This is a genomic window from Sphingomonas guangdongensis, assembly GCF_900199185.1.
GTDB lineage: Bacteria > Pseudomonadota > Alphaproteobacteria > Sphingomonadales > Sphingomonadaceae > Sphingomonas > Sphingomonas guangdongensis.
On sequence record NZ_OBMI01000003.1, the window covers coordinates 1 to 24,243 of the forward strand.

Sequence of the window (24,243 nt, forward strand, 5' to 3'; positions counted from 1 at the left end):
CAGGCTCATAACCTGAAGGTCACAGGTTCAAATCCTGTCCCCGCAACCAACACCACAGAAACGCCCCCGTCGTGAGATCGACGGGGGCGTTCTGCGTTCCCGGCAATACAAAACGACCGACCCCGCCGACGCGCCCATCCGCACGGGCCGAAGGATAGCCGACACGGCGCCCGCGTTTGTCGGTCCGAATAACCCTGCAGAATACCGTTGGGGCTTTGCGCTCCAGGCCGAGTACGCAAGGGGTTCATTCAGGCAGCGGTTGACCGACGTGCGGTTCACCTTGACGATCCGCGCGTGAGCGGACTCGGCAGTCTCTGGTGCGGGCGGCGCTTCAACACTGCACTTAGCCGTGCCGTTGCCGGAGGGGCAGGACTGAAGGCGAGTAGGTGACGGTAGCCACTCGTCCCGGCGCCTAATTAGGCTGATTAAGCCGGCAGGTCGCGTCACTTGCATCACGCATGTATCGCCTGCGTGGGCCTGATCGGAAGCCGCCGGCGGCGGCTACTCTGCCATGCACGATGCAGAGCTGCCCGCAAGCGCACGGCACCTGTTTGCGGGGCAGGCGGGCAACGCCTCGACGCCAATCGCCGTTCAGCGCAGAGCCAAGCTTTGGTGCTATGCAGGCGCCGTGATGAAGCGTTTCGCAGCGGGATTGGGTGCTTGGCTGGTGCTGCTCGCGGTGCCGAGCGGGGCTCAGGATGTACGGGCATCGATTGAGCCGCCAACGCGCGTCGTCGATCCCGCGCTCGACGAGGATGGCGCGTCGATTGCCGAGCGGTTGGGCTCCGATCCGGCGGTTGCCGCGGCCCGGCTGCGCCTGCAGCAGGCAAGTGTCGCGGTGAGCGACGCGATGAGAGCTCGCTATGGAGACCGGATCGCCGGAATAGCGGTCGAACACGTACCGGCCTTTCGCTTGGTCGTGCGGCTGACCGGGGAAGGTCAGGTCACCAGCGAGCGAGTCGCAGGCGGCAGCGAGCTGATCGACGTCGTCTACGTGCCCGGCGCCGCGGCGAGCCACGCGCAGCTGGTGGCGGCGATCGCGGCCCATCAGACGACTATCCGCGCCAGCCTGTTGGTGCCTCCCGGCCTCGGAGTCGATCAGCGCAGCGGTGAGCTGGTCGCGGTGGTTTCGCTACGCGACGTGGCGCGAGAGGGCGCGGGTGAATTGCGCGACCGGCTCGCCTCGCTGACCGGCGTCCCCGTTCGCCTGCGCACCGTCGACCAGCCGGACCGCGACCTCGCGGACGAGACGGACACTGTGGTTGGGGGCATGCGGATGATGGGCGGGGTTCCGGGTGATCCGCGCCGTTACATCTGCACGGCCGGCTTCGTTGTCACCGATGGAACGCGCCCGGCCTTGTCGACTGCCGCGCATTGCCCGGACACGCTCAAAATCCGCGATGCCGCGGGCCGCGTGGAGGAATTGCCCTATGCGGGGCAGTGGGGCTGGGGCAATCACGACGTCCAGATCAACCTCAGCGCACGGCCGCTGCCTCCACGCTTCTTCGCCGATCGTGCGCGACAGTCGGTCCGAACGGTGACGGCGGTGCAGCCGGGGGCCGCCACGCGAGCCGGCGACATCGTGTGCCACCGCGGTGAGCGGACCGGCTACAGCTGCGCGCCGGTCGAGCTGACCGACTTCGCCCCGGCCGGCGATCTGTGCGGCGGTGCCTGCCTGCCAACCTGGACCACGGTCGCGGGACCGGCCTGCGGCAGCGGCGACAGTGGCGGGCCGGTCTTTCTGGGCACCACCGCCCACGGCCTGGTCAAGGGTGGCAGCTACCGCGCAGACGGCAGCTGCGCCTTTTACTTCTACATGTCGATTGACCAGCTGCCGTCGCCCTGGCGGGTGCTCACGGCGAGCGACGCGGCGCCGCCGCTCACCCCACCAGCCGATCCCGTACCAGTCGGATAACGGCACGCGCTCACCCGGGTGATGGCGGCATCCAGCCGCGGGCGCCGCTGGCGATCTCCGCGCTCGCTCGCGCGGCCACGGCGCCGAGCACCAGTTCGACGTCGTGCACCGGCACGTCCGCGCGGGCATTGAAGTAAACGGTGCGATTGAGCGAGGGATCGACAATGCGGGCGCAGCGGAGGCGCCCCGCGGCGATCTCGTCGGCGAACAGCGCCCGCGACAGGATCGAACAGCACCCGCTCTGTTCGAGCAGGTCGGGCGTAATCCCGCCCGGTTCGATCTCCGCCACGACGTCGAGCGCGATGTTGTCCGGGCGGCACAGCTCCTCGACGAGGATGCGGTTGGTCGGATCGAGGATCAGGCGTACGCCCGCCAACTGCCGGAACGGCACGGTTGTCTGCCCCTCCGCCAGCAGCGCCGCCGGGCCGACCAGGCAGAACGCTTCCTGGTAGAGCGGCACCACGCGTGCGGCCCTGGGCGCGGGAAGGTAGCAGAGCGCAAGGTCGAGCTTGCTGTCGGCGAACTGCTCGAGCGCCGGCGCGGTCAGCACGCTGCGGATGGCAAGTTCCAGATCGAGCTCGCCCGCGCACGCCGCCATGATGTGCGGGCCGAAGGCGCGAGCGGCCGCCGGGGTCGCACCGAGCACGAGCTTGCGGCAGCGAGTGCTCACCCGGCGGCGGAGCAGCTGCTCCGCCGCTGCGACATGATCGAGGATCGCCTCCGCGTGCGGGAGGAACAGCGTGCCGGCGGGCGTCAGCCGCACTCCGCGCGCGTGCCGCTCGAGCAGCACGGCATCGAGCTGCTCCTCCAGCTTCCGGACCTGCTGGCCAAGAGCCGGTTGCGAGAGGTGAAGCCGCTGTGCCGCCGCGACGAAACTTCCCTCGTGCGCGACCATGGTGAACGCCCGCAGCCAGCGGAAATCGAGTGACATGAAGCTATAGCATCAGGTTATAGCTGCTAAAGCAACTCGGTATTGGACCTGATTTGTCGCCAGGCATAGCAATGCTGACGAGATGGCGGGGCAGGCCATCATTCGGCAAGCTCTTTAAGGGACCAGAACGGGACGGCACCGGTCACACGGGTCAACAGACATCAGCAGCGCATCCGAATCAGCATCAGAACGGCGGGCACGCCGACACGGATGAAGACTGCGAACATGGGAGAGGTATCATGAGGCATTCACCGGCGTCGGCCCGGCTCTCGCGCGGAGCCGCCCTTTGCGTCGTTCTGGCGGCGATGACCCTGATCTCTGGCGCTCCAGCGCGGGCGCAGGACGTTCCCGCCCCTGCTGCCGAGCCCGACCAGCAGGCGCCGACACGTGACGAAACGCCCGTGCCGACGCCGGCCGACGAGGCGGCACCAGCGGAGAACACCGGACAGGACATCGTGGTGACCGGGTCGCGGCTCCAGGCCGCCGGTTTCACCGCACCGACTCCGACCACCGTGCTCGGCACCGGGGCGATCGCCCTGCGCGCGCCGGTTTCGGTGTCGGAAGTGGTCAACCGCCTGCCGGCGGTGCGCAACTCGGTCAGCCCCAACGCCAACCAGCGCCAGTTCGGCGGCGGCACCTCGCCGGTCGACCTGCGCGGGCTGGGTCCGGTTCGCACGCTGACGCTGGTCGACGGCAACCGTTTCACGCCGACCCTGGAGGACGGCACGGTTGATACCTCGCTGATCCCGGTCGGGCTGATCGAGCGAATCGACGTGGTGACCGGCGGCGCGTCCGCGGCCTATGGATCGGACGCGGTCGCGGGCGTCGTCAACTTCGTGCTGGCAAAGAAGCTGCAGGGTGTCCGCCTGTCGCTGCAGGCCGGCGTGTCCGAACGCGGCGACGGATCGTCGCAGGTGCTGAACCTTGCCGCCGGCACCTCCTTCGCCGGTGGGCGCGGCCACATCGTCGCCGGGCTGGACGCGACCAACAACGATGGTGTCGGCATCATCCTGGGCCGTGAGTGGGGGCGGCTGTACCCCGGGCAGATCACCTATGGCGCGACCCGTCCGGCGGGGACTCCCGCGCTCGGCTTCGCGACCGGCGTGAACTACTCGACCCAGTCGGTCGGCGGGCTGATCACCGCCGGTCCCTTGCGCGGCCAGGCCTTTGCGCCCGACGGCAGCCTGTACCCCTTCCAGTACGGCACCGTGTACAGCAACCTCATGGTCGGCGGCTCCAACCCCGGCAGCGAGGTGTTCCATTGGCCGATCCAGACGCCGGTGGAGCGCATCGCCGGGATGGCGCGGGTCGAATATGAGCTGACCGACGCGATCACCGCCTTTGCGGTCGGCAGCTATGGCTGGACGCGCGCGGACACCTTCACCGGCTTCAACCAGAGCAGCTTCGTGATCTCGCGCGACAACGCTTTCCTTCCCGCCGCGACGCGCGCGGCGATGGTCGCGAACAACCTCCAGACCATCACGGTCGGCCGGCTGCTGACGGAGAACGGTGGCGTGCCCCAGCGCAACACGTTCGAGACGTGGCGCGCGATCGGCGGCTTCACCGGCACGCTCGGGCCAAAGTGGAGTTGGGACGCCAGCATCCAGTACGGCGAATCGACCAACGAGTTCCGTTTCCTGTCGCAGATCATTCCCGCCAACTACCGTGCGGCGGTGAACGCGGTGCGCGACGCGAGCGGCAACATCGTCTGCGGCCCGCTCGCTACCAACCCGAATCTGACGCCGGCGCTGCGGTCGCAGGTCCAGCCCGGTTGCGTGCCGATCAACATCTTCGGTCAGGGGGCGCCTTCCGCCGCCGCGCTCGCCTATATCGGGCCGGAGACCTATCATGACTGGACCAACACACGGCTGGTGGTGGCGGGCAACCTGCGCGGATCGCCGTTCGCGACCTGGGCGGGTGACGTCCAGATCGCGATCGGCGGGGAGGCGCGACGCGACGAGTTGACCGCCACCTCCGATCCCTACTCGCTCGCGGCGATCGCCGCGTCGGGTAACTACGGCGCCTACTCGGGGCGGGTGAACGTCACCGAGTTCTACGGCGAGGTGGGCGTGCCGCTCGCGCGCGACTGGACGTTCGCGAAGTCGCTGGAGGTGAACGGCGCGGTCCGCCGCACCGATTACAGCACCAGCGGAGCGGTCACAACGTGGAAGGCGGGCGTGACCTGGGAGCCGTTCGACGCGGTCCGGCTGCGCGGCACGCTGTCACGCGACATCCGCGCGCCCAACCTGGCGGAGCTGTTCGCCTATTCGGGTGCCGGCGTGTCGGTGAACAGCACCGTGAACCCGTTCAACAACCAGACGGGCGCGCTCTCCACCTCCACCAACGGCAATCCCAACCTTCAGCCGGAGGTCGCGCGGACGCGGAGCGCCGGCATCGTGCTCCAGCCTGACTGGAACTGGGCACAGGGGCTGAAGCTTTCGGCCGATTATTTCGACATCGACGTGCGCGGGCTGATTACCCAAGTTGCGGCGACGCAGGTCATCGCGCGCTGCTTCGCGGGCGAGACGGTCTACTGTCCGCAGATTCAGTTCGACAATTCGGCGTTCGGCATCGCCAATGTCCAGCAGCTGTCGTTCAATCTCAACCGGCTGCGCACCCGCGGGCTCGACTTCGAGGTCGCGTACCGCGTGCCCCTGCCGGAGAGCGCCGGGCGGCTCGACCTGCGCGTGCTCGCGACCCACATCCTGCGGCTCACCACCTATGATCGCGGCACGGTGATCGAGCGCGCGGGGTCGCTTGCGAACGGCGGCCTGCCTCGTTGGGTGGGAACGGCGGACCTCACCTGGGCCCTGGATGCGTTCACCACGACGCTCTCCGGACGCTACACGGCGTCGGCGATCAACGACGTGACGCGGATCGGCCCGGACGATCCCGCCTACAGCCCGGCGCTGCCGAACAGCATCAACATCAACAAGTTTCCGAGCGCGGTGTACCTCGACCTCAACATCCAGCAGCGGGTCGCGCTCGGCGGCACGGAGTTCACCTTCTTTGGTCTGGTCGAGAACCTGCTCGACAAGGAACCGCCGGTGTTCGCCGGCATCGGTATCCTGACCGGCAATCCGTACGACCTGGTTGGGCGCCGCTTCAAGTTTGGCGCAAGGATGCAGTTCTGATGCGCCGTGCGCTCGCCGCGCTGCTGGCGATGGCTGCCACGCCCGCGACCGCGCAATTGCCGCCGGCGTCCTACACCGCCGACGGTCAGGTGCCGGCAGCGGTGCAACAGCTGCGCCGCCACCGGGTCGATGCGACGCTGAACGCGCTCACCTTCCGCAACATGGACGAGATCTTCGACACGCGGGTCGTGCCGCGCAGCGGGCCGGTCTGGGCACTGCCGCGGCGCGATGCGGCAGCGCTGCCGGCCTATCGCTTCGCCGATCAGGAGCGGGCCGGGGAGGCGTTCATCGATCGCACCTTCACCAATGCGCTGCTGGTGATGAAGGATGGGCGGATCGTCTGGGAACGGCACTACAACAACGGCCGCGACGACGATCACTACATCGCCTATTCGATGTCAAAGACGATTACCGCGATGCTGATCGGGATCGCGCTCGACAAGAAGCTGATCGGCTCGATCGACGACCTTGCCAGACGCTACGTCCCCGAGCTCAAGGGCACCGCTTACGACGGCGTGTCGATCCGCCACCTGCTCCAGATGCGCTCCGGCGCCGACGTGCGCGAGGAGCGCGGGCAGGTCGAAGGGCGCCCGACGGAGGGGCAGCGGGTGTTCGACGAAGTCGTGGTCGCGAGCCGGATGCGCTTCGCCGAGGTGCCGCTCGGCGCGAAGCGCGCGGGGCGGCCGGGCACGCGCTTCAACTACTCGACCTTTGACACGGCCATTTTGGGCTGGGTGCTGGAGCGGGCCGCGCGTCAGCCGCTCGCCACCTTCATGACCACCTGGCTGTGGGAACCCGCGGGCATGGAGTCCTACGGCTATTTCCTTGCCGATGGGCCGCCGGGTGTCGGGCGCGAGATGAACGGCATGGGATTCAACGCGACGCTGCGCGACTACGCGCGGCTGGGTCAGCTGATGCTGACCGGCGGCGTCGGTCCGGGCGGACGGCGCATCCTTCCGCCGGGGTGGGTCGATCAGATGACGCGCATCACGCCCTTCACCGCGGCCGATCAGCGGCCCGGCCGGGTCGGTTACGGGCTGCAGCTGTGGCGGCTCGACGACAGCACCGCCTATGCCGCGGTCGGGCAGCAGGGCCAGTACATCTACGTTGACCCGGCGACCCGGACCGTGATCGTCAAGCTCAGCTTTTTCCCGCCGAACGCCGGGCCGGAGGTGGGCGCGGAAACGGTCGCCTTCTTCCGCGCAGCGTCGCAGTGGACGCCCGCGCCGTGAGCGACGTCCGTCCTGCCGCAGAGCTCGACGCGATCGTCGATGGCCAGCGCTTCGGCCGCTTCAACCTCGCGCTGCTCTGCTGGTCGTTCCTGGCGCTGTTCGCCGACGGGTTCGAGATTTCCTCGCTGGGGCTCGCGACGCCGCACCTGATCCGCGAGTGGGGCGTGACCGCCGGCAGCCTTGGCCCGATGCTGAGCGCGAGTCTGGCCGGCATCTTCATCGGCGCGCCGCTGCTCGGCACACTCGGCGACCGCTACGGCCGTCGCTTCGCGATCATTCTTGGTTGTGTGCTGTTTGGCGTCACCACGCTCGCCGTCGCGTTCACGAGCAACGTGACACAGATCGCCGTACTGCGCTTCCTGACCGGGGTCGGAATGGGCGGCGTGATGCCGAACGCCATTGCGCTCAATTCGGAACTCAGCCCCAGGCGACTGCGCGCCGCCCTCGTCACGCTGATGTTCATGGGGATCAGCGCCGGCAGCGCGACCCCGCCGCTGGTCGCGCTGTGGGGCATGGCGGAGTACGGCTGGCGACTGATCTTCGTGGTTGGGGGCGTGATCGCGCTGCTCGCGGCACTTGGTCTGTTCCTGTTCCTGCCGGAATCGGTCAAATACCTGCATCGCCGCGGCGGGCGGGATGCGGAACTGCTGGCCGTCCTGCGGCGGATGCGGCCCGATCTCGACCTGGCCGATGGCACCCGCTTCGCCCCGCCACCCGCACAGCAGGCCGGCGACACATCGGTCGTTGCGCTGTTTCGCGGGGGACTAGCTCCGGTCACCCTGCTGCTGTGGGTGTGCTTCGCGACGGCGCTGATGGCCAACTACTTTCTCAACAGTTGGCTACCGCTAATGCTGGAGATGAAGGGCGTGGAACAGCGCGACGCCGCGCTGATCGTCACCTTCTTCCACATCGGCGGCACCCTCGGCGGGATCGCCATGGCGGTGCTGCTCGGGCGGATGGGCATGCTCGCGGTCGCCGCCCTGCTGCTGCTCGCCGCGCCTGCGGTGGTCGCGTTCGGGATGCCGGCGCTGTCCGCGATCGTGCTGGGCCTCCTCGTCGGCTTCGCCGGCTTCGCGATCCTGGGCGCGCAGTTCGGCAGCAACGTGACCGCCGGCATGATCTACCCGACCGCGGTCCGCGCCAAGGGGGTCGGGACGGCGCTCGCGATCGGCCGGCTCGGCTCCGTGCTGGGCCCGCTGATCGGCGCGCAGATGCTCGCGCTGAAGGTGCCCATGACCGTCCTGCTGCTCGCGCTTGCGGGCCCCATCCTACTCGGTGGTGCAGCCGCGCTCGCCATCGCCTTTCTCATCCGCCGGCGCACCGGCGGGTTCAGCACCACGGAGGCGGGCGAGGCGATCACGCCGTGAGCGTCACGCCTGCCCGCATCGTCCAGCCCAAACCTGAGAGGACACCATCATGTCGCACGATCTGAATACCGGCGGCGATCAGGGCTATCTGCGCATCGCAACGGAGGAGACCTTCGCGACCAAGGGGCAGGTCGACACGATCCTGCGCTCGATCCGCGACGGGACCGCGGACAAGGGCATCCGCTCACTCTGGGGCTTCTACGGCACCAGCCCGTCGCAGCGGGCGTCCGAAGTGCTCGAGCGCCTGCTTGACCTCGGCGCGCAGCGCATCGCCCACATGGACGAGGCCGGGATCGACCGCGCGATCCTGGGGCTGACCGCGCCCGGCGTGCAGCCCTTTCCGGACGTGGCGGCAGCGTGCGCGCTCGCCCGCGACGCCAACGACCAACTCGCTGCCGCGGTGCAGGCGCACCCGACCCGCTACGTCGGGCTGACCGCGGTGGCGCCACAGGACCCGGAGTGGTCGGCGGCGGAGATCCGCCGCGGTGCCCGCGAGCTCGGCTTCAAGGGCGCGATCATCAACAGCCACACGCAGGGCCACTATCTCGACGAGCCGCAGTTCGATCCCATCTTTCGCGCGCTCGTCGACGTCGATCAGCCGCTCTACCTGCACCCTTCCACCCCGCCCGACACCATGATCGACCCTATGCTGGAGGCGGGGCTCGACGGCGCGATCTTCGGCTTCGGGGTGGAAACGGGGCTGCACCTGCTGCGGCTGGTCACGATCGGCATCTTCGACCGCTACCCCACGCTCCAGATCATGGTCGGGCACATGGGCGAGGCGCTGCCCTACTGGCTCTACCGGCTCGACTGGATGCACCAGGCCGGCGTGCGCGGGCAACGCTACGAGCGGATGAAGCCGCTCAACAAGACGATCCACGGCTACTTCCAGTCCAACGTGCTGGTCACCTCGAGCGGGATGGCGTGGGAGCCGGCGATCAAGTTCTCCCAGCAGGTGATGGGGGAGGACCGCGTCATGTACGCGATGGACTATCCTTACCAGTACGAGCTGGATGAGGTCCGCGCGATGGATGCGATGGACATGCCGCCGGAGACCAAGCGCAAGTTCATGCAGACCAACGCGGAGCGCTGGTTCAAGCTCTGACGTGTCGCAGGCGTGGCGCTTACGCTTTGTGCGCGGCGATGCTGGCGGCGAGATCGGCCTGTCGGAACGGCTTGCTTAGCCGCGGCAGATCGGGCGCGATCCCCTCCACATCGGCGTAGCCAGATACGATCAGGGTGCGAGTGCCAGGCAGTCGCGCCAGCACCTCGCGGGCCAGCTCCGATCCGCTTCGACCGGGCATCAGGTGGTCCGTGACGAGCAGGTCGGGACGGTAGCCGCCGTCGAGCAGCGCGAGCGCGTGCTCGGCGGAGCCGGCCTCGGTCACCGCATAGCCGAGCTCCAGCAGCATGTCGGCGGTGCTTGCCCGGACCACTTCCTCGTCATCGACGACCAGCGCCAGCCCGGCGCTCGGCCGCGCCGGCGCGACGTCCCCCCGCTGCGCGGCCGTGGCTGGCTGGTCGGTGGTCGGCAGCCAGAGCTGCACGTCCGTCCCGAGCCCCCGCCGGCTGTCGATCGCGAGCGCGCCGCCGAGCTGCGCGGCGAGGCCGTGAACCATGGAGAGGCCGAGCCCTGTGCCCTTGCCGATCCCCTTCGTGGAGTAGAAGGGTTCCACCGCCCGGCGCAGCGTTTCCGCATCCATCCCGACGCCGGTGTCGGTCACCGACAGTCGCAGATATCGGCCGGGGGCGAGCCCGGTAGGGTGGCCGTCGGCAACCTCGACGCCGCGCGCCGCGATCGTGAGCCGCCCGCCATCCGGCATCGCGTCGCGGGCGTTCACGCTGAGGTTTAGGATCGCCATTTCAACCTGGTTGTGGTCAGCGAGCGCGGCAGGCAGGTCGTCCGGTACGTCGAGCGTCACCCGCGTCTGCGGGCCGCAGGTGCTCGCCACCAGCTCGCCCATGTCGTGGACCAGCGCGGTGACGTCGACCGCGCTGGTCTGAAGCGGCTGGCGGCGGGCAAAGGCGAGCAGGCGCTGGACCAGCGTCTTGGCGCGCTCCGCTGACTGGAGCGCGCCGCCGATCAGGCGCTGCTCCCGCTCGCCGCCCAGCCCCTTGCGCTGGAGCATGTCGAGGCTGCCGATGATGGGGGTCAGCAGATTGTTGAAGTCGTGCGCGACGCCGCCGGTCAGGCTGCCCATCGCCTCCATCTTCTGGCTCTGGCGCAACGCCTCCTGCGCGAGCGTCAGCTCCTGCTCCGCCCGCAGCCGGTCGGAAACGTCGTCCGCCATGTGGAACGCGCCTATGATCGCGCCGCTGGCATCGCACAGCGGCGTGTAGCTGATCTCCCAGTGCGGCTGGCCGTACTCGGCGCGCCCGAACTGCTCCACGACCGTGAAGCGCTCGCCGGAGAGCGCGCGGCGCATCAGTGCGGTCATGCGGACGCGCTGCTCGGGCGGGAACAGGTCGGGAAAGCGGTCGCCGATCCGGGTCTCGAAACCGTGCACGCGGCCGAATTCATTATTGTGCGCGCGGTTGAAGGCGATCAGTCGAAGGTCGGCGTCGAAGGCGCAGATCGGCGAGGCGGTCGCCTCGATGATGTCGCGGCTAAAGCGCAATTCGGCGGTCCGCTCCGCGACCTGCGCCTCCAGCCGTTCGTTCAGCGCCTGCATGGTCTGCTCGGCCTGCTTGCGCGCAGTGATGTCGTTGAACAGGATGGCGACCTGGTTCGCGCCGGCTGAGCCGATCCGGTAGGCGTGGACGTCGAACCAGCGTCCGAGCGGTGCCGCATAATTCTCGAACTGCAGCGGCTCGCCGGTCGCGGCGACCTTGCCATAGCGCTCGAACCAGTGCTCCTCCAGGCCGGGAAGCGCCTCGCGGACCCACCGCCCGGCAAGCCCGCCCATGCCGACCTGCCGCTCGAACGCCGGGTTGGATTCGAGCAGCCGGTAGTCGATCGCGCGCCCCCCGTCGTCGAACTTGACCTCAGCGATCGTGAAGCCGGAGTCGACCGCCTCGAACAGCGTGCGATACCGCTCCTCGCTGTCGCGCAGCCGGGCTTCCGCCCCGATCCGTTGGACATGCGCCCAGCACCGCTCGACCACGGCGGCGACCAGCGCGATCTCCTCCTCCTGCCAGTCGCGCGGGTGATCCTGGTGCACCGCCATCATCGCGACCAGCCGGTCGTCCTTGACGAGCGGGCAGCAGATGATCGCGTCAATGCCGATCGACCGGAACATTTCGCGCCCGTCATCGGCGTCCAGTTCGGCACCGACGTCGCGAACGATCAGCATCCGGCCGGCGCGCATGTCCGCCGCCGCGCGCGACCCGAACAGGTCAAGGTTGTAGACTCCTGCCGAGCTGGCGACCCCCGGCGCGACATAGTCGTCACGGATGACGAAGCGATCATTGTCGGCATCGACATCGGCATAGGCGCAGCGCGACGACTGGAGCCAGCGGGCGAGCAGCGTCGCCGCCGCCATCATCGCCGCCGGCGGGTCGAGCGCGCCCTGCAGCGCTTCGTCGAGTTCGCGCAGGAAGCGCAGCCGCGCCTCGCTCTCGAGCAGCGCCGAATCGGCCTGCTTGCGCGCGGTGATGTCGATCGCCGTGCCGACGACGCGCGTGCAGCGCCCGGTGTCGTCGAAGATGCCGCGGCCTTTCGCCGCGACCCAGCGAACGATACCGTCCTCCTTGCCGACGGTGCGGTACTCGACGTCGTAGAGCGCCCGTTGCGCTGGATCGCAGGCGGCGGCCAGGGCGGTGCTGGTGGCGTCCCGATCGGAGGGGTGCAGGCCGTCGTAAAAGTCCTGTATGGAGATTGGCGCGTCCGCCGAGATCCCGAACATGCGTTTGACGATGGGGGGCCAGATCAGGACGTCGGCGATCAGGTCGACGTCCCAGAAACCTACGTCGGCCGCGTCCGTCGCCAGCCGCAGCCGTTCCTCGCTGATCGCGAGCGCGGCGCGGCTCTCCTGCCGCTCGGTCAGGTCCAGCATCGCGCCGATCATCCGCGTCGCCCGGCCGGATACGTCTCGAATGACGTAGCCACGATCAAGGATGCTGGCGTAGCTGTTGTCCGCGCGGCGGAAACGGTACTCGGCGCTCCAGCGCGTATCCGGGCCGTCGAGAAGAGCGTGGATGCTGTGATCGATCCGGTCGCGATCGTCGGCATGGATGTGCTGAAGCCACCAGTCGCCGGTCGGGGCGACAGCCGCCGGAGCGTAGCCGTAGCTGCGGGTGAGCGCGTCGTTCCACGTCACCTCGTTGCCGACGAGATCCCAGTCCCACACCGCGTCATTGGTCGCGAACCCGGCCAGCCGGTAGCGCTCCTCGATCGATTGCAGCGCGCGCTCCGCTTCGGTGTGCAGGTCCACGAGGCGGGCGAGCTCGGCCCCGCGGCGCTCCTGCTCGTCAAGCGTGCGACGCAGCGCCAGGTGCGTGGTGACCTGGCGCGCCAGTATTTGCAGCACCAGTCGCTGCTGCGGCGTCGCGCCGTCCGGCCGCGGTGCCGGGTCAATGACGGCAAGGATGCCGAGCGTGATGCCGTCCTCGTCGCGCAAGGTCGCAGCGGCGTAGAAACGCGCGTTCGTCGCCGTGACCAGGGGATCGTCGGCGCAGCGCGGCTCGTGCAGCACGTCTCCGACCACGAGCAAATCTTCGCTGATGCCGGAGAGCTCCGCTCCTCCGCGGACAAGCGGAAGCGCCGGCTCGACCAGGCCGGCTCGCGCCCGCAGCAGCAGCTGGTCGCCAGCCACCAGGCCGATGGCGGCGACCGGCGCGGCGAAGGTGTCGGCGGCAAGGCGCACGACGTCGGCGAAGTCCGTGTCACCGGCGGCACTCGGCCGATCCGGCACAAGCAGTGTCGCCGACACGCGATGATCCGGACCGTCTTGCCGCTCGGGCGCGCCCTCTTGCCTGCCACGTGGCACTTCCATGTCGTGGTACTATCATGGTTTCCACCGCGCAAAAGCGGTGATCGGTCAACATCGGTTAAGGCAGCGATCCTGACCGGGATCCGCGGCACGCGTGACGTGCGGCATGCGGCGTGGCAAAGGCGAACCATGCCCGCGCTGCCCCGCTACGCCTGCTTCGATTTCACCTTCGATACGGATGTGCCGCTCGGCGAGCTGCGTGAGGCCGCGGCCGATGACGTCAGGCCGATCGTCCGGATCAGGCACGGCAACGTGCCGGCCGGGTTGGAAGGAGCGGGTGCCGCGGAGTACGGCGTCTCGGCCGCAGGATCGCGCGCGCTGCTCGATGTGCCGGAGACCGCCCGCTACCTGGTCGAGTCCGGGGAGCGCATCACCGTCGCGACCTGTCCGGACGCGAGCCCGCGCAACGTGCGGCTGTTCCTGCTCGGATCCGCGCTCGGCATCCTGGCCTACCAGCGCGGGTTGCTCCCGCTGCACGCCAATGCCGTGGTGGTCGACGGTGGCGCCCACGCCTTTTCGGGACCGTCCGGAGCGGGCAAGTCGACGCTCGCGGCCCATTTCGCGAAGGCTGGGCTGGAGGTGCTGTGCGACGATGTCTGCACGCTGTCCTTTGATGCGTCCGGCGCCGCGCTCGCCTGGCCGGGACTGCCGCGAGTCAAGCTGTGGGCGGATGCGGCAAGCGCGCTCGGCCACGATCCCGCGGCGCTTGAGCAGGCGATCGAGGGACAGGCGAAGTATCACGTTCCGATCGCCGGCGCGCGCCGCGACACCGCGGTGCCGCTTCGGCGGCTCTACCTCTTGGCGCGGGCTGGGGAGGGTGAGGCGGGCACGATCACGCGCCTGACCGGCGCAGCCGCGATGGCGGCGGTGCTGGAGAACAGCTATCGCCATGAGTATCTCGACGTGCTCGGCGTGCGAGCCTGGCATTTCGCGCGGGCGGCGGCGATGTTGCGGCACGTCGAGGTCTGGCAGGTGCGGCGCCCCTGGGGGTTCGGCGTGTTCGAGGAGGCGGCGTCGCGGCTGGCGGCGCATCTGCGGTCATGATGGTCCGCGCGGCGCAGGCCAAGGATCAGGCGGCGGTCGTCGCCCTGTGGCAGGCCTGCGATCTCACACGGCCCTGGAACGATCCGGCAGCCGACTTCGCGCGGGCCGTTGCGGGACCGAACTCGACCGTGATGGTGATGGAGGCAGTCGCCGGGATCGTCGGATCGGTCATGGTCGGCGACGACGGACACCGCGGCTGGGTCTACTATCTGGCGGTCGATCCGACGGCGCGCCGGACGGGACTAGGCCAACAGCTGATGGCGGCGGCGGAAGACTGGCTGATGGCGCGCGGCTGCCCCAAGCTGCAGCTGATGGTGCGCGACGGCAACACGGCCGCGCTCGCCTTCTACCAGGAACTCGGACTCGAGCCGCAAGCGGTGGTGACGCTCGGCCGCTTCCTGGAGAACAAGCGATGATGACGATCTACGGCATCCCAAATTGCGAAACCGTCAGGAAGGCGCGGTCGTGGCTCGCCGCGCGCGGAGAGGCGGCGACATTCTACGACTTTCGGAAGGACGGGATTACCCGCGACCGGCTGGAGCGCTGGGCGGACGCGGTGGGGTGGGACACGCTGCTCAATCGCAAGGGGACGACCTTTCGCACCCTCTCGGCGGAGGAGCGCGCCGGAGCGGACCAGCGGGACGGGGCGATCGCGCTGATGCTGGCGCACCCGTCGCTCATCAAGCGCCCGGTGGTGGAGCGCGGCGATGCCGTGCACGTCGGCTTCTCCGAGGAACGCTGGGCGACTATCTTCGCGGACTGAGGCCTGACTCGCCAAGGCAGGTGCGCCTTGTTACGGTGCCGGCACAACCGGGGAGGAGCGGGCGATGGAACGGCAGGGCAGGTTGCGGGCGCCGTTCTGGTTCTACCTGGTCGCGGTTGTGCTGCTCCTCTGGGGCGTGATGGGCGTGGTCGCCTGCGTCCAGCAGGTACGGCTCGGCGCGGAGGCGATGGGCCCGGCGAGCGACTATGACCGTCAGCTCTACGCGGCGCTGCCCGGCTGGTACAACGTGATCTACGCTGTCGCGGTTGGCAGCGGCTTCCTGGGGGCGGCGGCGCTGCTCGCCCGATCGCCGCTGGCGCGCGCGCTCTTCATCGTCTCGGTCGTCGCGGTCGCGATCCAGTTCGGCTGGCTGTTCGCCGCGACGGACATCATCGCCGCGAAGGGTGCGGCAACGGTGCTGCCGTTCCCGATCCTGATCCTGGGGATCGCGATCGTGGAGGTCTGGTTCGCCGACTACGCCCGCCGCCGCGGCTGGATCGGCTAGCGGGTCCGCCCCGGCGGCGCTACACGGCGCCATGTCCACGACCTTCACCATCGACACCTCGACCAGCCGGGCGACGCCGACGCCCGCGCCGATGAAGCGGCTGACGATCCCCGCGATCCAGGCGCGCAAGGGCGGCGAGCCGATCGTCATGCTCACCGCCTATACCGCCCGCATGGCGCAGCTGCTCGACCCGCACTGCGACGTGCTGCTGGTCGGTGATAGCCTGGGGCAGGTGATCTACGGCCTGCCCTCGACGCTGGCGGTCACGCTCGACGCCATGTGCGCGCATGGCGCCGCGGTGGTGCGGGGCAGCTACCATTCGGTGGTGCTCGTCGATTTGCCGTTCGGCAGCTACGAGGCGTCGCCCGAGCAGGCCTTCGCCAGCGCCGCGCGGGTTATGGCGGAGACCGGGGCGGCCGGCGTCAAGCTGGAGGGCGGGGCGGCGATGGCTGCGACGGTCGCGTTCCTCAGCCAACGCGGTATCCCGGTATGTGGCCACGTCGGACTGACGCCGCAGGCGGTCAATGCGCTCGGCGGCTACGGCGCGCGGGGTCGCAGCGCAGCGGAGGCGGCGAAGATCGAGGCCGACGCGCGCGCGATCGCCGACGCCGGTGCCTTTGCGCTGGTCGTGGAGGGCGTGCTGGAACCGGTCGCACAGGCGATCACGGCGGCGGTCGCGTGCCCGGTCATCGGGATCGGTGCGGCGGCGGCGTGCGACGGACAGGTGCTGGTGACGGAGGACATGCTCGGGCTGTTCGAGCGCACGCCGCGCTTCGTGAAGACCTATGACGACCTGGCCGGCCGCATTTCGGCCGCGGTTGCCACCTACGCCGAAGAGGTTCGCGCCCGGACCTTTCCGGGCGACGATCAGGTGTACCGGGCCAAGGCCTGACGCTTTCGTTTTCGGCGCCGGGCCGCTAAGGGGCGTCGCTTGTTCCTCCCGACCACTGGAGTTTGTCCCCCTTGGCGCTGACCCCGCAAAACAATGAAGCGTTCCTGCGCGAGGTCGATGAGGAGCTGCGCCGCGACCAGGCGATCACGCTGTGGCGGCGCTGGGGCAAGGTTGCGCTGGTCGCGATCGTCGTTGCGCTGGCGGCGCTCGGCGGCTGGCTCTGGTGGCAGTCGCACCGTGCGGCGCAGGCGGGTGAGCAGGGTGAACGCTTCAACCAGGCGCTGGATGCGCTGGGGCGCAACGAGGCCGCGAAGGCAGCGCCGATCCTTGCCGAGCTGGAGAAGAACGGCACGCCCGGCTATGCCGCGCTCGGTGCCTTCACCCAGGCCGACCTGCTGCTCCAGAAGGATGACCTGAAGGGCGCGGCCGCCAAGTTCTCGGCGGTCGCGGGCAACGACGACGTGGCGCAGCCGCTGCGTGACCTGGCACTGATCCGGCAGACGGCGGCGGAGTATGACACGCTGCAGCCGCAGGTCGTGATCGACCGGCTGCGTCCGCTCGCGGTGAAGGGCAATCCCTTCTTCGGCAGCGCGGGCGAGATGACCGCGGTTGCGCACCTGCGCGCCGGCCGCCGCGATCTCGCCGGGCGGCTGTTCGGGCAGATCGCGCAGGATGACGGCGTGCCGCAGTCGATCCGTCAACGCGCTGTTCAGATGGCGGGTGTTCTGGGGGTCGATGCGGTCGACCAGTCTGGGGAAAAGAAGTCGGGATGAGGAAGCCAGTCACGGCAGCCGCCGCGCTCGCGCTGGTCGCGGGCCTGAGCGGATGCGGTATTTTCAAGGGCGGTGATCGCAAGACCCCGGTGCTGGGTGAGCGCGTACCGATCCTGATGTCGGAGAATTCGATCGCCGTCGACCGCAGCCTCGCCGCGGTCGAGGTCGTGCTGCCCCCCGCCGCGCCGAACGAGAGCTGGAACCAGCCGGGCGGCAACGCCGCCAAGGCGATGGGCAGCCTGGCACTCGCCGAGACTCCTGGTCGGGCGTGGAGCGTGCGGATCAAGGGCGGCGACCAGCGCGTCCGGCTGGCCGCGTCGCCGACCGTCGACGGGGGCAAGCTGTTCGTCAACGACACGGAAGGCGTGGTCCACGCCTATGCCGCCGACACCGGCGCGCCGTTGTGGACTGCCGCGACCGTCAAGGGCGAGGTGGCGAAGGATGAGCGTCGTGCCCGTTTCGGCGGCGGTGCGAGTGCGGAGGGTGGCCGCGTGTTCGCGACCAACGGCCTCGGCGACGTGGTCGCGCTTGATGCCAACAACGGCACGGAGGTGTGGCGCAGCAAGCCGGGCGGCCCCCTGCGCGGTGCGCCGACGCTCGCCAACGGCAACCTCTACGTGGTCAGCCAGGATAACCAGCTGTTCGCGCTCGGCCAGGCCGACGGGCAGGTGATCTGGACCGGATCGGGCAGCCTGGAGACGCAGGGCGTGTTCGGCGTCGCCGCGCCCGCCGCCGCACAGGGGACGGTGGTGGCCGGCTTCTCGTCGGGCGAGCTCAACGCCTATCGCTACGAGAACGGGCGATCGGTGTGGGCCGACGCGCTGTCGCGGACCAGCATCACCACGTCGGTGTCGGCGCTGTCGGACATCGATGCCGAGCCGGTGATCGATCAGGGCCGCGCCTATGCGATCGGGCAGGGCGGGCGCATGGTCGCGCTCGACGTGCTGACCGGCCAGCGGCTGTGGGAGCAGAATCTGGCCGGCATCTCGACCCCGTGGGTGGTCGGCGAGTGGATCTTCGTGGTGACCGACGACGCGCGCCTGCTGTGCCTCGCACGCGCCTCCGGCAAGGTGCGGTGGCTCAGCCAGCTGCGCCGCTACCGCGTCGAGAAGGAGAAGACGCAGAAGGATCCGATCTCCTGGCTCGGCCCGGTGCTCGCGGGCAACCGGCTGTGGCTGATCAACTCGCTCGGCCAGATCGCCTCGGCATCGCCCGCCGATGGCGCGCTCGGCCCCGTGATCGAAACCAGGCAGCGCTACGGCCTGCCGCCGGTCGTCGCCAATTCGACCCTGTACCTGCTCAGCGACGAGGGCGAACTGACCGCCTGGCGGTGAGGGGGCACCTCACCGTTCGCTGAGTAGCGACTGAGCGCAGGCGAAGGCGCGTATCGAAGTACCATTTGATCGGGACCCTCGACCAGTAAGCTGCCGCGCGTCATCTGGGACCGCGAGAGACGCGCGCCCCGCGACAATCCCGCCGCACTGCGATACAGGCAGGTCATGCCACTCCCCACCGTTGCCATCATCGGCCGACCGAACGTCGGCAAGTCGACGCTGTTCAACCGCCTGGTCGGCAAGCGCCTGGCGCTGGTCGATGATCAGCCGGGCGTCACCCGCGACCGGCGGGAGGGGGACGCGACGCTGCTCGGGCTCGACTTCCGCGTGGTCGATACCGCCGGGTTCGAGGACGAGGATGCGGCGACGCTGCCCGGGCGCATGCGCGTGCAGACGGAGGCCGCGGTCCAGGACGCCGACGTCGCGCTGTTCATGGTCGACGCGCGCGCCGGCATCGTGCCCCTCGATGAGGAGATCGCGCGCTGGCTGCGGGCGACCGACACGCCCGTCGTCCTCGCCGCGAACAAGGCGGAGGGGCGTAGCGGCGAGAGCGGCGTGCTGGAGGCGATGGCGCTCGGCTTCGGGGAACCGGTCGCGCTGTCGGCCGAGCATGGCGAGGGCGTCGCCGACCTGTTCACCGCGTTGCTGCCCTATCTAGAACGTGACGACGACGAGCCGGAGGAGGATGCGGAGGCGTCGGATGCGCCGCTCAAGCTCGCGATCGTCGGGCGGCCGAATGCGGGCAAGTCGACGCTGATCAACCGGCTGCTCGGCCAGGACCGGCTGATCACCGGGCCTGAGGCGGGGATCACGCGCGATTCGATCGCGGTCGACTGGACCTGGTCGGACGCTGACGGAGCCGCGCGCGCGGTGCGCCTGATCGACACCGCCGGCATGCGCAAGAAGGCGCGGGTGCAGGAGAAGCTGGAGAAGCTCTCCGTCATGGACGCGCTCCGGGCGGTCGACTTCGCCGAAGTGGTCGTGCTGCTGCTCGATGGGACGCGCGGGCTGGAGGTGCAGGACCTCAAGATCGCCGACCGCGTGCTGCAGGAGGGCCGCGCGCTGATCATCGCGCTGAACAAGTGGGACGTGGCTGAGAACGCCTCCAGCTTGTTCAACGGGGTCAAGGCCGCGCTCGACGAGGGGCTGGCGCAGGCCAAGGGCGTGCCGCTGCTGACCGTGTCGGCGGCGACCGGCAAGGGGCTCGACACGCTGATGCGGGTCGCGTTCGAGACGCGCGACGCGTGGTCGCGGCGGGTCTCGACCGGACAGCTCAACCGCTGGTTCGAGCGCGCGTTGGAGGCGAACCCGCCGCCCGCACCCGGCGGCAAGCGGATCAAGGCGCGCTACGTGACGCAGGTCAAGACGCGCCCGCCAAGCTTTGTGCTGTTCGGTACCCGCGTCGACCAGTTGCCGGAGAGTTACCGCCGCTACCTGGTAAACGGGCTGCGCCGCGAGTTCGACTTCGGCGCGGTTCCAGTCCGCCTCACGATGCGCGCGCCCAAGAACCCGTTCGATCAGGCCAAGGAGTGACGCTGGACGCGCGGGGGCTGCGCTGCCCCTGGCCGGCGCTGCGGCTCGCGCGCGTGCTGCGCGACGGCGCGGCGACCGTGACCCTGCTCGCCGACGATCCGAACGCCGAGGCGGAGTGCCGCGCGGTCGCCGAGGCGCGCGGGGGGCGGCTGCGCGTGGTCGCACCGGGCCGCTACGTCATCGAAATCGGCCCGATCATCAACGCCCTGTTTACGCCTTAAGCCGTACAACGACGGCATGTGCCCCCGGGACCGCGGGGTGACGAAAAGGACAGGGTATGACGGTCGCAACCAATGCGTCGCTGATCGACTGGAAAGTGCTTGCCGCCGCGCGCATCGAGCTCGGCGCCAATTTCGTACGTATTCTCGGTTACTTCCGGGAGGACGGCGAGAAGGCGGTGGGTTCGATCGAGAGCGCGATGCGGGCGCAGAATGCCGCCGCGCTCGTGATCCCGGCTCACACGCTGAAGGGTGAGGCGCGTCAGTTCGGCGCGGAGTCGCTCGCCGAAGCGGCGGAAACGATCGAGGTGATCGCGCGCGACTGCGTCGAAACCCGCGACACGCCCGATGCGGCGCTGGAAGCGGTGGCGGGCCTGCGCGCGCTGTTCCGCCAGACGCTTGAACTGCTTGAGCGCGAGACCAGTCCGCTGGTCGAGCGCCGTCCCGGGTTCGGACGCAGGGCGGTCTGACGCGATCCCAGCTTACGCTGGGATGACGGTCAACCTTCGTCCTTCTCGCCCTTGTCGTACTCCGCCTGCGAGTTGAGCTGGATGTAGTTGGCCAGGCCCATCCGCGCGATCATGTCGAACTGCCGCTCCAGCGTGTCGACATGCTCCTCTTCACTGTCGAGGATCCGGCGGAACAGGTCGCGGCTGACATAGTCGCGCACATCCTCGCAGTGGGCGATAGCGTTCTTGAGTTGTGCGACTGCCTCGTATTCGAGCTCAAGGTCGCCCCGGAGCGCCTCCTCGACCGTTTCGCCGACCCGCAGGCGGCCAAGCAGCTGGAAGTTCGGGAGCCCGTCAAGGAAAAGGATGCGCTCCGCCACCCAGTCGGCGTGCTTCATCTCGTCAATCGACTCTTCACGCTCGAACTTGGCGAGTTTGTAGACGCCCCAGTGATCGTACAGGCGGTAGTGCAGCCAATACTGGTTGATCGCGGTCAGCTCGTTGCGGAGCGTCTCGTTCAAATACTCGATGACCCGCGCATCGCCCTTCATCGTCGTCTTTCCCGCCCTGATGTCGAGCAGACGTTACCGTGCTGCGTCGTCAATGGACAGCGAAACCGGCGACGTCGGACACTTGCTGCGCACTAGGCCGATCAGGCGGCTGCACGCTCCTCATCGATGATGGCCCGAGCGAAGGGAACGCACTGCCCACACTTGGCCCGCTTGCCACAGGCCTCGTACGCCTGACAGGCACTGACCGCGCCGGCGCGCGCGGCCTGACGGACGTCCCGTTCCCGTATAGCATTGCACACGCAGACGACCATGCAGCACCCTCCGTCTCTGGGGAGCACCTAGCGCAACTGCGACTGACTCGCAAGCAAGCTGCTTCTGCTTCGCAATAAAATCAGGCGGTGATCGTCTGACCCATAAGGTCGGGGAGAAATCGCTCATGCGCGGCGCCAAGCTGGTCAAGTGCGACGACGTGGTCGGTGGTCGGACATTCGACGATGATGCGGCCCGCGATCGTGCGGCCGATCCGCTCGACCTCCACGCCGGCGGCAGTCGAGGCCTTGAGGAAGGCGAGCAGGTGAGCATCGTCGACGGTTGCGACGTACAGCCCCTGGTCCTCCGCGAACCAGGTGGCGGCCAGCCCGCGCGGGGTCGGCAGCGACAGCATGGCGCCGATGTCGCCGGCGAGCGCCATCTCCGCCACCGCGACGATCAGCCCGCCGTCCGACACGTCGTGCACGGCGGTGAGGGCACCCGCGGTGATCTGTTCGCGGACGAAATCGCCGGTGCGCCGCTCGGCGGCGAGGTCGACGCGCGGCGGTGCGCCATCCTCGCGCCCGTGGAGCTCGCGCAACCAGAGCGACTGGCCGAGATCGCCGCGCCGCTCGCCGATCACGACCAGCACGTCGCCGGTGCCCTTGAACGCGATCGTCGCGCTCTTCGACCAGTCGGCGAGCAACCCGACCCCACCGATCGCTGGGGTCGGAAGAATGGCGGAACCGCCGCCGGTCGCCTTTGACTCATTGTAGAGCGAGACGTTGCCGCTCACGATCGGGAAGTCGAGCGCGCGGCACGCCTCTGCCATTCCCTCGATGCAGCCGACGAACTGGCCCATGATCTCCGGCCGTTGCGGGTTGGCGAAGTTCATGCAGTCGGTCGCGCCGAGCGGCTGGGCGCCGACTGCGGTCAGGTTGCGCCAGGTCTCGGCGATGGCCTGCTTCCCGCCCTCGATTGGGTCGGCGAAGCAGTAGCGCGGCGTGCAGTCGGTCGCGATCGCCAGACCCTTGCCCGTGCCGTGCACGCGCACCACGGCCGCATCACCGCCGGGGCGCTGCACGGTGTCGGCGCCGACCATGTGGTCGTACTGCTCCCAGATCCAGCGCCGGCTGGCGAGATCGGGCGACGCCATCAGCGTCAGCAGGTCGGCGGCCAGGTCGGTACACTCGGGCGCGTCGACCAGCGCCTTGGGTTTGGGGGTGGCTACCCACGGGCGATCGTACATCGGCGCCTCGTCCGCGAGAGGTCCGAGCGGAATGTCGCACACCGTTTCGCTGTGCCATTTGAGCACCATCCGCCCGGTGTCGGTCACGCGACCGATCACCGCGAAGTCGAGGTCCCACTTGCGGAAGATCGCCTCCGCCTCGCCCTCGCGGCCGGGCTTCAGCACCATCAGCATGCGCTCCTGCGATTCGGAGAGCATCATCTCGTAGGGCGTCATGCCCTCCTCACGCTGCGGCACGTCGTCCATCACGAGCTCGATGCCGACGCCGCCCTTCGACGCCATTTCGACGGAGGAGGAGGTGAGGCCGGCGGCGCCCATGTCCTGGATGGCGACGATGACGTCCGTCGCCATCAACTCCAGGCAGGCCTCGATCAGCAGCTTTTCGGTAAAGGGATCGCCAACCTGAACGGTGGGGCGCTTGGCATCCGCGTCCTCGCCGAAATCGGCGCTCGCCATCGTCGCGCCGTGAATGCCGTCGCGCCCGGTCTTGGAGCCCACGTAGACGATCGGGTTTCCGACACCCGACGCGGCCGAGTAGAAGATCTTGTCCGTGTCCGCGACGCCCACCGTCATCGCGTTGACCAGGATGTTGCCGTCATAGGCCCGGTGGAAGTTCGTCTCGCCCCCGACGGTCGGGACGCCGACGCAGTTGCCGTAGCCGCCGATGCCGTGGACGACGCCCGCGATGAGGTGGCGCATCTTCGGGTGGTCGGGCCGGCCGAAGCGCAGCGCGTTCATGTTGGCGACTGGCCGCGCACCCATGGTGAACACATCGCGCAGAATGCCGCCGACGCCCGTCGCCGCGCCCTGGTACGGCTCGATGTACGAGGGGTGGTTGTGGCTTTCCATCTTGAACACCGCGCACTGCCCGTCGCCGATGTCGACGATGCCGGCATTCTCGCCGGGACCGCAGATCACCTGGGGGCCGGTGGTCGGCAGCTTTTTCAGGTGGATGCGGCTCGACTTGTAGGAGCAATGCTCGGACCACATGACCGAGAAGATGCCGAGCTCGACCAGGTTTGGCGTGCGCCCGAGCGCGGCGAGGACGCGCTGGTATTCCTCCGGGGACAGGCCGTGGTCGGCGACGATCTGATCGGTGATCTCGGTCATGCGCCGCGCCTTAGCGAGGGTGGTGCGGTAGGGCTAGGTGGCGTGTCACGCCAGCGTCACCCGGCGAGTGCAGAACGATGCCTGCAAGCACGGGGAGGAATG

The 24,243-nt window shown here is 69.0% G+C and carries 20 protein-coding genes; 15 read left to right on the top strand and 5 right to left on the bottom strand.

Translation table 11 applies throughout. From position 1 onward, the window contains the following. Positions 1–631 precede the first annotated feature (631 nt). Positions 632–1,915, top strand: coding sequence for a chymotrypsin family serine protease (locus tag CRO12_RS11965; protein ID WP_179641010.1), 1,284 nt, complete (start codon positions 632–634; stop codon positions 1,913–1,915). A 10-nt stretch (positions 1,916–1,925) separates the two neighbouring features. On the opposite strand, the gene CRO12_RS11970 is transcribed toward CRO12_RS11965, so the two are convergent. Beyond that, the gene (locus CRO12_RS11970; RefSeq protein WP_097064338.1) at positions 1,926–2,846 is read right to left on the bottom strand and encodes a LysR family transcriptional regulator; all 921 of its coding nucleotides are present in this window, start codon (positions 2,844–2,846) and stop codon (positions 1,926–1,928) included. 305 nt (positions 2,847–3,151) lie between these two features. Between CRO12_RS11970 and CRO12_RS11975 the strand changes: the two genes are divergently transcribed. From CRO12_RS11975 to CRO12_RS11990, 4 genes are read left to right on the top strand one after another with little or no spacing between them, the layout of a single operon-like run. After that, positions 3,152–5,980, top strand: a complete 2,829-nt coding sequence (locus CRO12_RS11975; protein ID WP_179641011.1) for a TonB-dependent receptor domain-containing protein — start codon at positions 3,152–3,154, stop codon at positions 5,978–5,980. After that, the gene (locus tag CRO12_RS11980) at positions 5,980–7,212 is read left to right on the top strand and encodes a serine hydrolase domain-containing protein (RefSeq protein WP_097064340.1); all 1,233 of its coding nucleotides are present in this window, start codon (positions 5,980–5,982) and stop codon (positions 7,210–7,212) included. The genes CRO12_RS11975 and CRO12_RS11980 overlap by 1 nt, the downstream gene beginning before the upstream one ends. Further along, positions 7,209–8,579: an MFS transporter gene (locus CRO12_RS11985; RefSeq protein ID WP_179641013.1), complete on the top strand. Its 1,371-nt coding sequence runs from the start codon at positions 7,209–7,211 to the stop codon at positions 8,577–8,579. Before CRO12_RS11980 ends, CRO12_RS11985 begins: the two co-directional genes overlap by 4 nt. Before the next feature lie 49 nt (positions 8,580–8,628). Continuing rightward, positions 8,629–9,684 (top strand): amidohydrolase family protein, encoded by a 1,056-nt coding sequence (locus CRO12_RS11990; RefSeq protein ID WP_097064342.1) that lies wholly within the window; start codon positions 8,629–8,631, stop codon positions 9,682–9,684. 19 nt (positions 9,685–9,703) lie between these two features. Here CRO12_RS11990 and CRO12_RS18495 read toward each other — a convergent pair whose 3' ends face one another. Beyond that, positions 9,704–13,450 (bottom strand): PAS domain S-box protein, encoded by a 3,747-nt coding sequence (locus CRO12_RS18495; RefSeq protein ID WP_218838901.1) that lies wholly within the window; start codon positions 13,448–13,450, stop codon positions 9,704–9,706. Positions 13,451–13,639: 189 nt separating this feature from the next. On the opposite strand from CRO12_RS18495, the gene CRO12_RS12010 reads away from it, so the two are divergent. From CRO12_RS12010 to CRO12_RS12055, 10 genes are all read left to right on the top strand, one after another. Beyond that, a complete protein-coding gene (locus CRO12_RS12010) occupies positions 13,640–14,554 on the top strand; it encodes a hypothetical protein (protein WP_097064343.1) in 915 nt (304 codons plus the stop codon). After that, positions 14,551–14,970 (top strand): GNAT family acetyltransferase, encoded by a 420-nt coding sequence (locus CRO12_RS12015; protein WP_097064344.1) that lies wholly within the window; start codon positions 14,551–14,553, stop codon positions 14,968–14,970. The genes CRO12_RS12010 and CRO12_RS12015 overlap by 4 nt, the downstream gene beginning before the upstream one ends. Next, positions 14,967–15,317: an arsenate reductase gene (locus CRO12_RS12020; protein ID WP_097064345.1), complete on the top strand. Its 351-nt coding sequence runs from the start codon at positions 14,967–14,969 to the stop codon at positions 15,315–15,317. The genes CRO12_RS12015 and CRO12_RS12020 overlap by 4 nt, the downstream gene beginning before the upstream one ends. 64 nt (positions 15,318–15,381) lie before the next feature. Beyond that, complete coding sequence (locus tag CRO12_RS12025; protein ID WP_097064346.1) at positions 15,382–15,822, top strand: hypothetical protein; 441 nt, start codon at positions 15,382–15,384, stop codon at positions 15,820–15,822. Between the two features lie 31 nt (positions 15,823–15,853). Next, positions 15,854–16,714 carry a 3-methyl-2-oxobutanoate hydroxymethyltransferase gene (panB, locus tag CRO12_RS12030; RefSeq protein WP_097064347.1) on the top strand — a complete coding sequence of 287 codons (861 nt, stop codon included), beginning with the start codon at positions 15,854–15,856 and terminating at the stop codon, positions 16,712–16,714. Between the two features lie 71 nt (positions 16,715–16,785). Beyond that, positions 16,786–17,487, top strand: coding sequence for a tetratricopeptide repeat protein (locus tag CRO12_RS12035; RefSeq protein ID WP_097064348.1), 702 nt, complete (start codon positions 16,786–16,788; stop codon positions 17,485–17,487). Further along, on the top strand, positions 17,484–18,821 hold the full coding sequence (locus CRO12_RS12040) for a PQQ-binding-like beta-propeller repeat protein (protein ID WP_097064349.1): 1,338 nt from the start codon (positions 17,484–17,486) through the stop codon (positions 18,819–18,821). The genes CRO12_RS12035 and CRO12_RS12040 overlap by 4 nt, the downstream gene beginning before the upstream one ends. 165 nt (positions 18,822–18,986) lie before the next feature. Then, positions 18,987–20,354, top strand: a complete 1,368-nt coding sequence (gene der, locus CRO12_RS12045; RefSeq protein WP_097064350.1) for a ribosome biogenesis GTPase Der — start codon at positions 18,987–18,989, stop codon at positions 20,352–20,354. After that, positions 20,351–20,575 (top strand): sulfurtransferase TusA family protein, encoded by a 225-nt coding sequence (locus CRO12_RS12050; protein WP_097064351.1) that lies wholly within the window; start codon positions 20,351–20,353, stop codon positions 20,573–20,575. Before der ends, CRO12_RS12050 begins: the two co-directional genes overlap by 4 nt. Before the next feature lie 56 nt (positions 20,576–20,631). Then, complete coding sequence (locus tag CRO12_RS12055) at positions 20,632–21,042, top strand: Hpt domain-containing protein (RefSeq protein WP_179641015.1); 411 nt, start codon at positions 20,632–20,634, stop codon at positions 21,040–21,042. A gap of 29 nt (positions 21,043–21,071) precedes the next feature. Here the strand turns inward: CRO12_RS12055 and bfr are convergent, their stop codons facing one another. The 3 genes from bfr to purL form a co-directional block, all read right to left on the bottom strand. Further along, positions 21,072–21,572, bottom strand: coding sequence for a bacterioferritin (gene bfr, locus CRO12_RS12060; protein ID WP_097064352.1), 501 nt, complete (start codon positions 21,570–21,572; stop codon positions 21,072–21,074). A 101-nt stretch (positions 21,573–21,673) separates the two neighbouring features. Next, positions 21,674–21,844 (bottom strand): (2Fe-2S)-binding protein, encoded by a 171-nt coding sequence (locus tag CRO12_RS12065; protein ID WP_097064353.1) that lies wholly within the window; start codon positions 21,842–21,844, stop codon positions 21,674–21,676. A gap of 80 nt (positions 21,845–21,924) precedes the next feature. Further along, the gene (gene purL, locus CRO12_RS12070; protein ID WP_097064354.1) at positions 21,925–24,141 is read right to left on the bottom strand and encodes a phosphoribosylformylglycinamidine synthase subunit PurL; all 2,217 of its coding nucleotides are present in this window, start codon (positions 24,139–24,141) and stop codon (positions 21,925–21,927) included. Between the last annotated feature and the right edge of the window lie 102 nt (positions 24,142–24,243).